General features: G+C 56.4%; 8 protein-coding genes. 6 read left to right on the forward strand and 2 right to left on the reverse strand.

Features of this window, described 5'->3' with window-relative positions; translation table 11 throughout:
• Positions 1–52 precede the first annotated feature (52 nt).
• The gene (locus tag N2604_RS06305; protein WP_199763297.1) at positions 53–961 is read right to left on the reverse strand and encodes a hypothetical protein; all 909 of its coding nucleotides are present in this window, start codon (positions 959–961) and stop codon (positions 53–55) included.
• A gap of 2424 nt (positions 962–3385) precedes the next feature.
• Here N2604_RS06305 and N2604_RS06310 point away from each other — a divergent pair.
• From N2604_RS06310 to N2604_RS06330, 5 genes are all read left to right on the forward strand, one after another.
• Positions 3386–4726 (forward strand): NtaA/DmoA family FMN-dependent monooxygenase, encoded by a 1341-nt coding sequence (locus N2604_RS06310; RefSeq protein WP_036032050.1) that lies wholly within the window; start codon positions 3386–3388, stop codon positions 4724–4726.
• A 34-nt stretch (positions 4727–4760) separates the two neighbouring features.
• Positions 4761–6449, forward strand: a complete 1689-nt coding sequence (locus N2604_RS06315) for an ABC transporter substrate-binding protein (protein ID WP_158671517.1) — start codon at positions 4761–4763, stop codon at positions 6447–6449.
• Positions 6450–6453: 4 nt separating this feature from the next.
• On the forward strand, positions 6454–7410 hold the full coding sequence (locus N2604_RS06320) for an ABC transporter permease (protein WP_245334162.1): 957 nt from the start codon (positions 6454–6456) through the stop codon (positions 7408–7410).
• Positions 7407–9089, forward strand: coding sequence for a pentapeptide repeat-containing protein (locus N2604_RS06325; protein WP_245454660.1), 1683 nt, complete (start codon positions 7407–7409; stop codon positions 9087–9089). Before N2604_RS06320 ends, N2604_RS06325 begins: the two co-directional genes overlap by 4 nt.
• Before the next feature lie 246 nt (positions 9090–9335).
• Positions 9336–10217 carry a pantoate--beta-alanine ligase gene (locus N2604_RS06330; RefSeq protein ID WP_158671515.1) on the forward strand — a complete coding sequence of 294 codons (882 nt, stop codon included), beginning with the start codon at positions 9336–9338 and terminating at the stop codon, positions 10215–10217.
• A 1553-nt stretch (positions 10218–11770) separates the two neighbouring features.
• Here the strand turns inward: N2604_RS06330 and N2604_RS06340 are convergent.
• Positions 11771–11905: a hypothetical protein gene (locus tag N2604_RS06340; RefSeq protein WP_260374199.1), complete on the reverse strand. Its 135-nt coding sequence runs from the start codon at positions 11903–11905 to the stop codon at positions 11771–11773.
• A gap of 1342 nt (positions 11906–13247) precedes the next feature.
• On the opposite strand from N2604_RS06340, the gene N2604_RS06345 reads away from it, so the two are divergent.
• On the forward strand, positions 13248–14483 hold the full coding sequence (locus N2604_RS06345; protein ID WP_124163636.1) for a cytochrome P450: 1236 nt from the start codon (positions 13248–13250) through the stop codon (positions 14481–14483).
• Positions 14484–15161 lie beyond the last annotated feature (678 nt).

Below are 15161 nucleotides of genomic sequence, written 5' to 3' on the forward strand. Positions count from 1 at the left end.
ATTTCTCCGAGCGTCGTAAAAGGCAAGTCACCCTTTCCGAGGCCTGTACCACTCAGTCGTTTGTTCCTGACGTTTTGTATGGATTAGATGCGCTAGCGGTCCGATAGTCATCCAGGTTCCCGCCGAGAAATAGTACCTCACGCTCCTCAGTTGGGGTATCGCTCACCCAAGCCAGAGCGGGTTCGTCATTCTCAGTCCCGTCCTCGAGAATACTGACGATGTCTTCCGCCGTCCATGTTGTGACTCTCGGGACCGTGTAGGTGTGCAACTCATTCGCGTTTTCCGCGATTGCTTTGGCGCCATACTCGTTGTCATCGTCCGGCGAAAGGAGCAGTTGTGAGGCCTCCTCAGACAGTGACACAAAAGGCGAAGAACTGGTACCTCCCCTCATGTGCTCTGCCGCTGTGCGACCCAGATCAAGTCGTTGGCCTCCCCAGATATTCCAGGGGGCGGCCTCATAACGCAAAGCCGCCATGGAACGCAAATGGGCCATCGCGCTTTGACGGTCCAACGCATGTGGCTTGCAATGGCTGGCGTGGTTTTGAAAGCGCTCCAGCTCCACGTATGACGATCCCACCACGTCATCGTAAACGCGGCCACTGTCCACGCGGTCGACTGACAATCCACTCGCTCGTGACCATTTTGCTGATCTTTGCGCAGCGAGTTCGATTTCTCTTCTGAGTTCCGCAATGTTAGCGCACGTCAGCGTTGCGGCAAGTTGAGCGCGTGTTCTGACAAAGGATGCAGCCGTGCAGCGTTCATTCTCCGGGATACCTTGCGCTCTCTTGTTACCGTCCGTTACCGTCCGGCTCGATCCGGCCCCAGGTGAAGCCAATGCTGCGAGGATTGGCTGAGACTCTCTAAGCCGCTGCTCAAAATCTGCTTGCGCTATCTCTTCCTGTTGAGGCTCGAGGTAATTCATCCGAGCCTCGGATCGGTTGACGTCCTCAAATGGGTCCATGTCGGTCTCCCTTTGGTAGCCTTGTCACTATCATTCGTACGAAGTTGATCCGATAAGGATCAGAAACCGAGACGCCCGCAATGTCGATAAAACGCACCGGCTCCGGTTCTCGAACCGATCGGTGTGTTGAGGGCATACGGGTCGGACTGACCGCCGATCCAAGTCATTCTTCTGTTCCAGAGCTTGGGCCATCAAGTCGGCCTGCCGTCCGGATAAAGATGCTGCGATGCTAGAAGGCTTAGCTGTCGAACAGCTGACCAGACTCAGCGCTTGAAGAAAACGCGGGGTCCTTTCCGACTACCCCCGCGAGCCTGTTGTTCATGCAGAGCAGAGTTTGGGAGATACGGCCATCGTCGCTATCCGCTCCACGGCAGGGCCGTGTGAAGGTCCGGGGAGAAGCAGCGCGGCGGAAGCGCTGCTATCGGTGAGCTTGAGCGGCGTGGAGAAGTATGCCTGGGCCAGCTTGCATCGGCTCCGAGTGGATCTCCTTGAAATGCTCTTCAAGGTGCTAGCTGGATCCGAACAGCTGAGTCTGGCCGCAGCCGTCGGGCTCGTGTCCGGGCCGGGGTGGCGTGAAGCTTATTCCTCTGTCGGGACTGCTGAAACGAGACCTCGCGTCGGTGCGCCGGGGCGCTGGCCGTAAAACAAGAGCCGGGCGTGCGATTTCGATTCGGGCATCCGCAACACATGGGTAATGGCTTAACTGACAACATTAAAACGCTGTGCGGCCGCGAGACGTTGAACTGCCAACCAGAGCTTGACTGGGCCACAAACGATTCGGGTGCATAGAACCCGCGGCGGCAAGAACTGGCGCACGGGCGCCTCAGTTCGGAAAAGAAAAACGGCGCGTTGACGCTTGCAGCCGATGCGCCACACAATGCACCACAACGTTGGTCGCGCCTTACAAACATATCGCCGCACAAGCCTTTTAGTGTGACCTGCAGGCGCAGCAGAACAAAAAGATCCAGGGCAATCTCCGCGGTCGGTCGTATCGGCCCCTCCTTGCCATCTCCGAACCCCGGCGCGGTTCCGGTCAAAGTAGCGATAGATCTCAGGCACCGACGCATGAAAATGTGGCTAGCATCAGTCTTCTTGGGTCGATCCAAAGCGACCAGCCCGGATGGCCGAAGGAGGCGGCTCTTGGCGCTCCAAGGGTTGCATTTCTGTTGCTAGTGGCAGGACGGCGATGGCTTAGGTCAGAACGCCGGGGCTGCGGTCGTCCACCATGCTGGCGCGGAGCGTGTCGTCCGTGATCTTTCTCGCCGGAGGTGGCCGCAGACCTCGAGGCTAGCCAGACGGTTCGAACCGGCATTGATGAAGCTGATAGCCTGCGATTCATCACGAGAGGCGCGCCCGACCTCATCTGCCGGTAAGTGACGCGCTCCGATACCCAACTGAGTGATTTCGTGAACGTTGATGCTCCGGGTGTTTGATGCTCCAGGGCCTTTGTGTTCACAAGTAACTGAGTCCCGTGCACATAGCGGGGCGCGCTCACGAAGGCGGCCTCGGGGACGGCATTCTTCCAAAGTCGCGTCGGTCATCATACCGATGGAAAAAGCGAGAACATGCGGCGCCTGCAAGACAATCACGCGAAGATCCGCAGCATCCTCGAATGCAGCAGGCGCCACGGTGCTGCAGAACAAAGCTCAGCGTCCAAGCAATGCTTTAGGCATCTATAATCTAGAATGTTTCATCGCATTATTAGATGGTTGGCTTGGCCCGGCCTTATTGATCGGATGTCGCTTTGCAACGGGGCAGCATGCGGCTGATCAGCAATGTCTCGCCTAATCTGTTTGTGTTCTCGAGCGCATCAACATTCATGTCCCTCGCTTTGAGCCGGCGCTGCCAATTAAAGTCGCTGCAATCACGCAGCGCATGTTCGGGGAGCCTGATCAGAGACCATTTGGGCTAAGCGATGGACAGATAGACTTCGCAATAGAAGGGGATGCCAACAGACGATAGTAGATTGAAATACTCAACTATTGCGTTTGCGTGGTTTCGCCCTCTAAAAATCCTCTAATCGATCCTTGCTCGCCCGGTCGCGAGTCCAAACGTTCCGATCGCGAATGGGCATCAGAACACCTTCCTGAGAAGCAGCTGGCCTTGATGAATTCTGGAGCGCAGATGTGAGTGTACTCGTGTGGGATCAACTAGCCGCTGGAAACTGGCTGTCACGACAGCGTCAATCGGCGACCACCGTTGTCGAAGCTCTTTTGGGCTGCGCCTGCGCGCAGAACATCATAGCACGTACCCGAATCTTCTTCGGGGAGAGCCCTCTAACATCAGCCGACGGTTTGTTATCCATGCCTCAAATCGGTTGCCCGGCGCACATTGAGCGTGAGCTTGCGCGAAAGGGCAGGGTGGTCGCTGATTTGTCCTCAACGCCCACCAACTGGCTCAGAGGCCGCCGCATTAGGGGTTGTGATGTCTTCGGTTAACTCCATGCTTCATCTCGGCCTAAATCTTCATGGCGCTGGTGGCCATTCCGCCGCGTGGCGCTGGCCAGGTACAAATCCAAGCGCCTTTTTCGATGTCGAGCACTACGTCCGGGCTGCGAAGGTTGCGGAGCGTGGTCTGCTGGATGCTGTATTCCTCGCCGATACTCCCGCGATAAGTTTCGACATTACGCACCAGCCACCGCTGAATGGGCTCGAACCTACCCTCGTTCTTGCGGTGATTGCACGCGAAACGCAGCGGATTGGCCTGATCGCGACAGCGTCGACGACCTACAATGAACCATACAATCTCGCTCGGCGTTTCCAATCGCTCGAGGTCATCAGCGGTGGCCGCGTTGCCTGGAACGCAGTCACGACGTCGAGCCCGGCGACGGTAGCAAACTTTGGCGGTCGAGAAGTCGGGCGAGTGGATCGCTACAGACGGGCCGAGGACTTCGTTGAAACGGTCCGCGCTCTCTGGCTGAGCTGGAGCGGCGAGGTGGTCATCGCCGATCAGGCTGCGGGAGTTTACGCAGATCAGAGTCAATTCCGCCTCCTGGATCCCGATACCAATAGTTTCGGCATCCGAGGCCCACTGACGCATCCCGCTTCGCCCCAAGGTCACCCAGTCATCGTTCAGGCGGGCGGTTCGGATCCCGGACTATGGCTTGGTGCCCGCAGTGCAGATGTCGTGTTTGCGGCCGCCGGGGACTTGACGACGGCTCTGAGGGAGGCAGAGCGCCTGCGTGCGCTCTCTCGGCAATTCGGCCGCCCTGCGGCTCCGCTCATCCTGCCGGGCCTTGTCACCTGTATCGGGGGCACCGAGGACGAGGCGGCTCGTCGCAAAGAAAACCTTGATGGACTGCTCGATCTGGAGCGCGCCCTCGGCGCCCTTGCAAGAAGCATGGGTGTGGCGGTCGAGAAGCTCAGCCTCGAGAGGCCAATCCCGGAGGAGATTCTGCCTGATGCAGATCATGTTCCGTTTTCTGTCGGTCACCATCGCACGATTGAAGCTCTGGCGCGTCAAGGTCGGACGGTTCGCGAGATCATCAGCAGCGTTCAAGCTTTTGGCCACCGCTTGCTTGTGGGTGCACCCGAGCAGATCGCGGATTCGATTGAGGCATGGTTCCGCGCCGGCGCGGTCGATGGTTTCAACATCATTCCGGATGTTCTCACCGATGGCACTTCAGCGTTTGTCGACAATGTAGTTCCCATCCTGCAGAAGCGCGGGCTGTTTCGCAAAGAATATCTGGGACAGACACTGCGAGAGCATTTCGGCATTTCTACTCCGTTCGAGCCGGCACGAGCCACAGCTAGCTCACCGCTCTGACGCTTCCTCAACACCAAATCTCTGGAGCCTGGATATGCATTTAGCCAATGCGCGGTCAGCGAGGCGCTTCACTGGCAAGTCCAACCGTCAAGCAAGAACACTGGCGGCTACCCTTGTCATGCTCTTGGGCCTGTCCCAATTGGCGCCCAGCGTTCATGCGCAGGAAGGCTTGGCCGGCAGCGTCAAGCGAGGAGGCGTTATTCGTTACGGGCATTTTCAAGAGCCTGCCTGCCTGTTCGGAGGATGGGTGCAGCAATGGTATCTGCAACGCCAGTACAGCGATAATCTGGTTGCGCGCGACGAGGACGGCAAGATTTTGCCATGGCTGGCCGAGTCTTGGACCATCTCCGACGACAAAAAGGTGTACACATTCGAGATAAAGCCGAATGTAAAGTTCACTGACGGGAGCGCCCTCGATGCGCAGGCCATCGCTGACAATATCAACGGGTGGCTCAGCAATGACCCCGATCTTCGCAATCCGACTGCCGCTCCTTATCTCGGCGAGAGCTTCGAATCGGCGAGGGCAATTGCTCCTCTGAGATTGGAAGTAAAATTGAAGGTGCCGTTCCAGCCCTTGCTGAACGTGTTCGCCCAATCCTCACAAGGCATTCTCTCGCCATCGGCACTCAAACGTGGACTTGCGGTCAATTGCGAGAACCCCGTCGGTTCAGGTCCATTCATTGTCGACAAGTGGCACCATGGGCGAGAAGTCACCTTCCGCCGCAATCCCGAATACAATTCGGCGCCGGCCACCGCCAGACATCAGGGGCCGGCTTACGTTGACGGGATCAGTTGGAAGTTTCTGCCAGATCAGACTGTCCGATACGGCTCGCTGATCGCGGGGGAGACCGATGCCATATACGATATTCCGGCTGTCGCATGGAAGGACGCCAACTTCCGCTTTCCAGTATTACGGCACCTGACGGGGGACACCCCCCTGCGCCTCGCATTGTATACGGCCCGGCCCCCATTTGACGACGTGCTCGTCCGCAGGGCCTTTGCCTATTCTACTGACCGAAAGGCCGCGGTCGACACATCCTTCCTCGGCTCTTTACCGTTCGAGGGCAACGGTGCGCTAAGTCAGAGCTCGCCGGAATACCTGCCTGAACTCGGGCAGTCCTATGGGTACGATATTCGCAAGGCCAATCAGCTGCTTGATCAGGCGGGTTGGACTGAGCGCAATCCTACGGGCGTTCGTGTCAAGAACGGTCGTCCGCTCATCGTGCGCATTTCCTATTCGTACGCTTTTCTCAAGCCGGATGGCGAGCAAGCCTTGCAAGTTGTCCAGCAGCAGGGACGGGCGGCCGGTTTTGACGTACGTCTTCAACCCACCAATCCGGCTGACTTCTTCGCCGCGAAAAACCTCGGACCCGATGATTATGAGGTCGTTCTCCTCTATTGGGTTGCCCCCGGCGCTGAGATATTCCGGATCTCGTGGAAGCCCGATCAGAATGGCGAGCCCAATCGCTTCAATCCCTCGCGCTACCAGGATCTGATGCTTTGGGACATCATTCGAAAGGCGGAACAGAATTTCAATGGAGCTGAACGTACCGCCCTTTATCAGCAGGCGGAACGGAAGATCGTGGATGAGGCACCCGTTATTGGCCTTACTGTCCTGGACGTAACTTTGGCGACCAAGCCGACCCTGAAAGACGTCTGGCTGGACCGTGGGTCAGTTGGCGAACCTGTCTTCTATGATGCCCATTTTGACGACAAGAAATGATGCCATGAAGATAGCAACCCATCATGCCATTGTTTGGTTCACGCGCCGGATATTGGCCGGCGTGGTGGTGGTGTGGGCTGCCGCAACGTTTGCGTTCTTAATTCAGTGTGTGATGCCTGGCGATCGCGCCCAGATCATCATTAATGTGACAAGTGGCAACGTCGGGCCGGCGTCCGCGGCAGAACTCGCGGCGATCAATGCGAAATACGGCTTTGATCAACCACTCGTGGTTCAATACGGAAAATACATGCTGGGAATCCTGCATGGAGATCTTGGTGAATCCTACCAGCAGCATCGGCCTGTCGCAGGGATCATCGCGGATCAGATTGGGCCTACGATTATTCTGGCGGTCGCCGCGCTGCTGATTGCATGGATTATCGCCATCCTGACAACCTTGTTCATCGCCGGCAGAGACAACATATGGTCGAAGCTGCTCAATGACACGCAAGTCTTTTTGGCAACAGTGCCGCCTTACTGGCTGGCCACAATTTTGCTGGTTGTTTTTGCGGTAAAGCTGCGCATTCTTCCGGTCATCGGTGGAAATTCCCCGGTCGGGCTCATTCTCCCGACACTTGCGTTGGCTCTTGAACTGTCGGGCTTTTTTGGACAAGTCGTTCAGAACGAGTTCACGCGCGTGCTCGAGCAGCCCTTCGTCACGTCCGCGCGGGCCCGAGGTATGAGTGATTTTGGCGTCAGGCTTCGCCATGTCCTCCGCCACGCCGCATTGCCCGGGATTACTTTGTCAGGCTGGGCGCTCGGCAAACTTCTTTCGGGCGCGATTTTGATCGAGGTGGTTTTCGCCCGTCAAGGCCTAGGTGGAGTCCTCGTCGCTGCAACGTCCTCGAGAGACGTTCCGATTGTCTCGGGAGCTGTTTTGATCTCTGCGGGCGTATTCGCTCTTGCCAATTTGATCGTCGATCTGACTTACCGGCTGGTCGATCCGAGGTTCAAGTTGACATGAGCATGTTCGCCGAAGTCAGCATATCTCGTTCGCTCAAAGAAGTCCTGGCAATCACGCGCCATGTTCCCTTCCGGGTTACCGTCTCTCTTATAATAATTGGCCTCTTTGCCTTCGCGGCTATGGCCCCAAAGGTACTGCAGACGCACGATCCGCTCGCTATAGATTTGAGATCGTCATTGCAGTCTCCGTCGATCATTCATTGGTTGGGAACTGATCAATTGGGGCGAGATCTTTACTCTCGAATAGTCGAGGGGACGGGCCAATCCCTCGCCATCGGACTTGGCGCAACGGCGCTGAGCATGTTCATTGCGATCGTTATCGGCGTCGCCGCAGCGCTTTCTGGTGGCGTAGTCGATAGCATCCTCAGCCGGATTGTCGACGTGCTCTTTGCGATTCCCACGCTCTTGCTCGCCCTTGTGTTCGTGACCGTTTTTGGCCCGTCCCTATTGACTGAGGTCATAGCTGTCGGAATCGGCACAGCGCCAGGCTATGCGCGCATGATCAGGGGCCAGATGCTTGCCATCAAAGGGACAGGGTATGTGGAGGCCGCCAAGGTTCTGGGTCATCCATTTCCCCGTCCGGGGCTAGAGCGGGCAAGTTTCCTCGGGGCCAAGCTTGATTTTGCCTATATGCACGCCATGGCAGCGCAGGTCTGCAACTTCGATGACGCCAGTCTGCGCAATTTAATTGATGCAACCGGCAGCCTATTTCATGGTTGCAGTATGAAAAGAACACGCTTTGACAACGCGATGCTCAGCGGGCTTCTCCTTTATCAGTGCGACGCGAGTAATGCTGTATTCGATGGCGCGGAACTGCAAGGGTCAACTATCAATGAATGCTTCCTTCCTTCCGCTTCCTTCCGCTTTGCTAAGCTGAGCCAAGTCGCTATCACGAAGACGCATCTGGCGGATTGCTCGTTCTTCCACTCAAAGGGAGACTGCTTATCGATCGTGCGTCCCACCTCCATCGATGGTCTTGTCTTGGAAGGTGCTCATCTTCCGTATCTGAGACTCTCAAAGGTGAGCGGGCGGATTCGGGCGAGAGCCCTGAGCGCCCCATTCGCTGATCTTCACCTGTCAAATCTCGCGAGCGCTGAGCTGGAACAGGCAGACCTCACCGAGGCGCGGCTTCTGTCCGTAGGCCTGTCCGACGCGAACCTCGTCGGTGCTGTGCTCAACAGTGCATCTATTCATTCCTGTCAGCTGGACGGAGCGGACCTATCTCAGGCATCAGGTGAGAGCATTTCGATAACAGAGAGCACAATGCGAGCCGCCAAACTCACCGGTTTTCGCGGCCGCTGCGCCTTTGTGCGCGACTGCGATCTCGAACATGCGGACCTATCACAGGCTTACCTCTACAGGTCGATGATCACCGGTGATCCGCCGCAATCAATGGCATTGGGTCACGCAAATCTCGAAGGCTCCAATCTCGTTCAGGCATATCTCGCCGCGGGTATGACCGATAGCAACCTGGAGGCAACGCGGGCCGCATACGTTCGCATGAACCAATCGTCCCTGCGCGATGCGAACCTGAGTGGGATATCGCCATTCCAGGCCAGCTTCGTGAAGGTCGACTTTTTAGGCGCTAAGATAACCACCGTTTTTTGCCGACCGTTGTCGGGGACTGCAGGTCGCTCTGGAGGGGGATCAGCTGAACGAGTCATCGAACTATCTGGCTGAACTCTCATCGTTGATGCGACGTGGTCGAGAAGGGTCAACCTGACTCCTTTGAAAACCGCAAGAACAGAGGGAGCTACAGTGCCCATGAGCTTAGATCAGTTTGATGCGGTCATTCGACTGTAAGCGGGCGTTGAAGCTCTTTGGAGCTCGTCTGCGTGCGCGGCCCACACAGGATGCCCCCGCCGCGCATCTTCCGAGATCCAAGCGCTCCACTCTTTTTGCGTTCAAGGAAACTGGAGTAAGAACATGCATCTGGCAGGTCTTTCCGCAGGCAAGGCGTTCATCCGGGAGGTCGCAAGAACAGGTCAGACCATTGGCACAGTACACACTCTGGGCGCCCTGCATCTTGGGCATGCAGAACTGATCAGAAGAGCGGCCTTGGAGAATGACGTCGCGATTGTCACAGTGTACCCGAACAAGATCCAGCTTAGACCAGGTGGGAGCTACAATTTCAATTTGGACGATGATATTGGACTTGCCCTACGTTCGGGAGCGACTGCCGTGATTTCCTCGAGCGACACCGAAATGTTTCCGCCTGGCTATCGAACGTTCGTATCGCAAGGTGACTATCATTTGCGTTTAGATGGGCCTGAGGCGTGCTTGAAGGAAGCCCTGACCGGTGCGGTCCGCTGGATCTGCTATGCGCGGCCAACTCGCAGCTACTTCGGCCTGAAAGATATCGGTCAGGCGATCCTGGTGAAGCGCGCCGTTGCAGACCTCCTTCTCGATTGCGAGATAAGGTTTGTGCCGACCGTGAGATACAAGAATGGAGTGCCGATTTCGTCGCGCTTAAGGCGATTTAGCCGGTCTGAGCTTGATGAGCTGTCATGCCTCTTCACGGCACTCAACCATTTAAGGGAAGAGATCGTCCGAGGAGCGTCGAGCGTCAAGGACCTTGTAGCGTCGGCTGCATCTCACATAAAGTTCCGACGGTTTAAATTCGATTATCTTCGGATTGTCGGCGGTGACAGCTTCGAAGATCTAGAGCAGGTCAAGCTCCCTTTCATCATTATTGGCGCGGCAACGGCTCACGGCCTGAGGGTTTTCGATAGTATCTATGTTCCAGATCAGGATACCCTCCTAAATGGTGCTCCGGATCTCTGGATCGATCTGCCTAAGCACTCGTAGCTAGACCATTATTCACCGCATGGCCTTCACGGAACTAGTACACTGGCCTGGCATGGAAACAGCATGCAAAAAGAAATCTGAGCTGATCGGTTGGCGCGCTAACATTTCCCCGACATTCACTGGGTGCGAAGTCTAACCAGCAGGCATCCCAGACTACCACCCGCTCGGGGGCCCAGCGCACTACAGCTGACACGGTCGTTACCAAACATATTTGCTCTACTCGACATTTCTGCGAGGGTGACATGTTTGATGTCTATTCGTAATAACAAGCGGGACTTCCTCGTCATAAGCAACGCTTCTGAGATGCCCGCACTTTACTCTTCCAATAAATGGCACAAGAGCAGAACTAGAGTTCTCAAAGTCAGCGACGAGGTAAAGTCGGCCGTTCAGCGACAGGGGTATTACGTTCGTAGCTTTCGAGTTGGCAAAAGGGAAATGATCTAGGGCTTGAACCAATAACGCAATGTCGGCTGACGAGGGCCAAGCGGAAGACATCTGCTCGGGTTGAGGTTGCCGGTTTCAGCCCAAAGCGGACACGTCGGAAGGAAGGCGCATCTGTCGGCAACGCCTAAGCATAAACTCGGCTCCGAAGCGGTGCTGACTGGATGGTCAATACTTTGCGCCTAGAGACGAAGTGTTACTATGGAGATCGGCACTATGAGTCCCATGACTGCTATTTCCTGGAGGTGCAGCCCACAAACATCATCGCGGGTCCGTGACTTATTTCAGCGTCTGAGAGACTCTTTGTGCTTCCGCCAGATCAAGCACGGGAGCGCAGCTATGCCGATCTCGCGCCTGATTTCCGGCATCAATTTCGCTCGTGACCAACAACACCTTTTCGAGTCTGGCTTGAACTGCGCTCTTAGGAAGCTTGGCTTGGTCGAGTCGATCATGGCGATCCAAACTGCGACTGATCGCAAAAGAGTGATTGAGGTTCATAGTCCTGGAGTGACTGACGCTCTTGCTGTGGGCGAGATGGCGGTTCGCGAGATCAGTCTGTCCAAAGAAGGAAGCATGCTAGGCGGGCGGTGTCGGTATGTCTTTTCGGCGTTGATCGGCAAGATGAAGAGGATGTCCACTCATCCGTCTCGCTGTCTAGGCTCTGACCGGGCTTACGCTAGTCCCGCTCGTGCTCGTCAACTCAATCTCCGCGAGGCGATCGGCTTGCTCTTTGGTCAAATTGACCGCCCAATTAATCCCAACCAGAGCCGGCCCCTTCCGTTGTCGACCCCATCCAGCCCTTAGCCCCCTGAGGACCTAAAAATCGGCGCGGTGAGAACGTCTTGTCGCGCACCGTCATGTTAGATCCGCACTTTTATCATCTGATCATCACCTGATCGTTACCCGAGTTCGCTCAAGACAACGCGCCTCCGTAACTCGTGCGCGGCAGCTTTCAAATCGCAGACTCCGATCAGACCGAGCTGCCTCAAGCTCAGGAGAGCAAGCAGGTCACACAGCTCGACACAAAGCCCAGCTCCCAATATGGCTATGGCGCGTTGCTCCTCCGCATCGAGATCAACCCGTGAATTGCTTTCCAGATGCGTTCCGGTTTCTCAAAAGCCAAACCCATGCCTGATGTGCCGGAGCATAGCGATCGCCGCGTCGGTGTACCGACCGTGCGTGAGGTATTGATCCAGTTGCGCTGTGGAAATCAGCGCCGCAACTGCCACCGTGAAGCCCTTGAACATTGGGCCTCTCCTGAAAGAGACCGCTAACCGGGCGTGTCGGAAAATCAGACGTTCTCAGATTGGCTGCCGCCTATGGCGACCTAATATGGAAATGCTGACAGTGAGTGGTAACTACTCTCTTAACGGGTGCGGTGGACGGGTACCCCGAAGCCGCTAGACCCGGTACCGGATGACCTACTCACGATTTCGAACCGGCGGGCTGAAAAGAAGATAGGCTGCATGATCCTTGGCGCCACGAAGCGGACCAAGCGGAGACCGCGTTCCGTATACGCGATCGGGCCATACGCGGAGACGCTGCGTGAATGAAAGAGGCCGCCAATCGAGATGGCCTCTTGTCGCATGAGAAAATTGCGCTGCTCAGAACGACAAGAGCGCTATCGCTGCGAGCACCGTGTTGAGAGCGCCAACGGCGATGATGGCCGCCGTAACGATCCGGTCATGGCTCATCACTTCCTCCACTACTAAAGAGAGGATCTCTTAACGCAGCTATCTAGGCGGGAAAAGCTCTCGACTTGATCATGCGGCGGGAGATCTCAGCGAATCGGCGCATTTGAGCGCCGGTCTCACTCTGACGTGCTGTTCGCACATTTGCCTCGGGCGGGCTGCCCCAGGTTTTGCTGCTCGACCTGACGCGAAGGCGTTCGGCTTCGGCGACTAGTCGGGACGGTGCTCCGTCATGCGCGGTCGCTCCGATTTGCCCCGCCTCCCACGTTTCTCGACCGAAACGGTTCCTGCAGCGTTTCGGTGCAAGGCTTCAGCCTCCATTTTACAGTGTCCGAGCCTTCCAGGCCGGACACCGCATCAGGTTTGAAGCCTCTCCGGCGCTCACCTTGCAGACCTGCGGACCTTACCTGCACCTGCTCGCGTCCGCATTTCAGAGCCTCCTCGCACCGCCCTCTTTCTCAGGTTACCCCACAGGACACCCAATGCGGGAACTACTATGCAAGAGAGGATTGCCCCTTCCAGCTTCGCCGCTTTGGGGTGCCTCGGCCAAGATCACGATGGGCGGCAGACTGCCGAGCCGCCTCAATTGGTCTCCCTGGACTCGAAACGACAGTGAGAGGTCGCAAAATGGCTGGCGACCTTGGGAGTGTGTATTCGATCGGATGTTGTCTCCCGCACAGCCGTCGTCCAGCTCGTGGTGACAGCTCTCAGTGATTGAGTAGATCGGGTCGGAAAGTCAATACGATCCTTACTGCCCGACGTGGTAGGGCTAGGCCAGCCGCGCTTTGAGATAGTCTGGTCGGGCGGCCCGTCGCAGCCAAACGCTCACGGCAGCTCGAACGGTGAATCGTGACCCTAGATCTGTAACCTCTCGGGAGCAAAATCTGCGGAGATGATCATGAGCAGGCGATCAGAAGATCATAAAGCAGATGACATTATCCCGCTGAGCGAGCTGGATGTAAGCGAAGGCAGGCGCTTTCAAGACGATAGCATATGGGGTTTCTTTGACCGGTTGCGAAGAGAAGATCCCATTCACTACTGCAAAGACAGCCCCCACGGTCCATATTGGTCCGTGACGAAGTATCGGGACATCGTAGCGATAGACACAAACCACAAAGCATTCTCATCAAAGCAAGGTGTCACTATTGTCGACGTGCCTGATAAACACTGGACCCAGAGTTTCATCAAGATGGGGCCTCCCAAGCACGCCGAGCAGCGCAATACCGTGAGCCCGATCGTCGGACCGGAAAGCCTGACGAAGCTCGAAACCTTGATCCGCTCTCGGGTCAGGGCGATTCTCGATGGCTTGCCGCGCAATGAAGCCTTCAATTGGGTAGACATGGTCTCGATAGAGTTGACGACGCAAATGCTCGCCACGCTCTTCGACTTTCCATTTGAGGATCGGCGACTACTGACCTATTGGTCAGACGTAGCTGTTACAACTCCGAAAGCAGGCCATGCGATCGACAGCTGGGACAAGCGAAGCACAATCTTATCAGAATGTCTGGACTATTTTACAGGGCTTTGGAACGAGCGCATTAATGCCGAGCCGCGCCTCGACCTGATTTCCTTGATGGCGCATTCGCCCGCCACACGCCATATGAAGCCGAGTGAGTTTCTCGGGAATCTGATTCTGCTGATCGTGGGGGGAAATGATACGACGCGCAACTCGATTACCGGCGGCCTCCTGTTCATGAGCCAGTACCCCTCCGAACTGCGAAAACTAGCCGACAATCCCAAGCTGGTCTCGAGCGCCGTGTCCGAGATTATCCGATACCAGACACCGATCGCGCATATGCGCCGCACTGCCGCGGTCGACAGCATCGTAGGCGGGAAACAGATCCGGAAAGGCGACAAGGTCGTCATGTGGTACATCTCCGGCAACAGAGACGAAGAGATCATTGAGAACGCCAACAGTTTCGTGATCGACCGGAAGAATGTGCGGCAGCACCTCTCGTTCGGATTCGGAATCCATCGCTGTCTTGGTCGACATCTTGCCGAACTGCAGTTGAGAGTCCTCTGGGAAGAGATCTTGGATGCGAGACTGGAGATCGAGGTCGTCGGCGAACCCGAGCGAATTGCATCTAACTTCGTGCACGGCTATTCGGCTCTCCCCGTGCGGATTGAAGCGTAGGCCTGGTCGCGCCAGTCCCCGGCCGCCGGTGCGCGGTCAGGGTGGATTGATCTGAACTAATGTTCAATCTGCGCAGATGGCTCGATCGACGCGAAGCATTTTTAGTGGGCAACTACTGATCGACCGGGCAGACGTTTGAAGTCCCCGTGAGAAGCGACATGTCAGGCGCGCGTCTCGACTTGCAAACGCCTGAGATGCCGAAAGGGCCTCAACGGCAACTCCGATGCCGCCTGTTCGGGTTGCCTTGTATAGCCGGAACGTGGAGGCCGATGAATTGATGCTGAAGATTGTAGCGGGTTGCAGCGATTTTCCTTGGAGAAGCGATTTGGATATTCCCCGAGTTGATTACCTCAAGCTCCCTGGGGAAGACCGGCAGTAATTTGGCAATGCCTGTGGCCGATGTTTCTCCTGATATCCTTCGGTGGCATCTACCTCATTTTCAGATAAGCGCTTCGCCACATGCATATGAAGAATATCTGGATCATTGCCGCGAAATAGTGGGAGCTATTCTGGTAGTGGAGCCGATACTCACCTTTCTGCTCTTTAGAGACGTGCGGACACCCAATTCGCTGGTCGGGGTGACGCTCGGTGTGCTCGATATGCTTGCTGCCACATTTCTATGAGTGTGATTTAACCGGCCTGGGCGGCGGCCCGGCTTTTGCGAGATATAGTTTGAGG

Source organism: Bradyrhizobium sp. CB1015 (genome assembly GCF_025200925.1).
GTDB lineage: Bacteria > Pseudomonadota > Alphaproteobacteria > Rhizobiales > Xanthobacteraceae > Bradyrhizobium.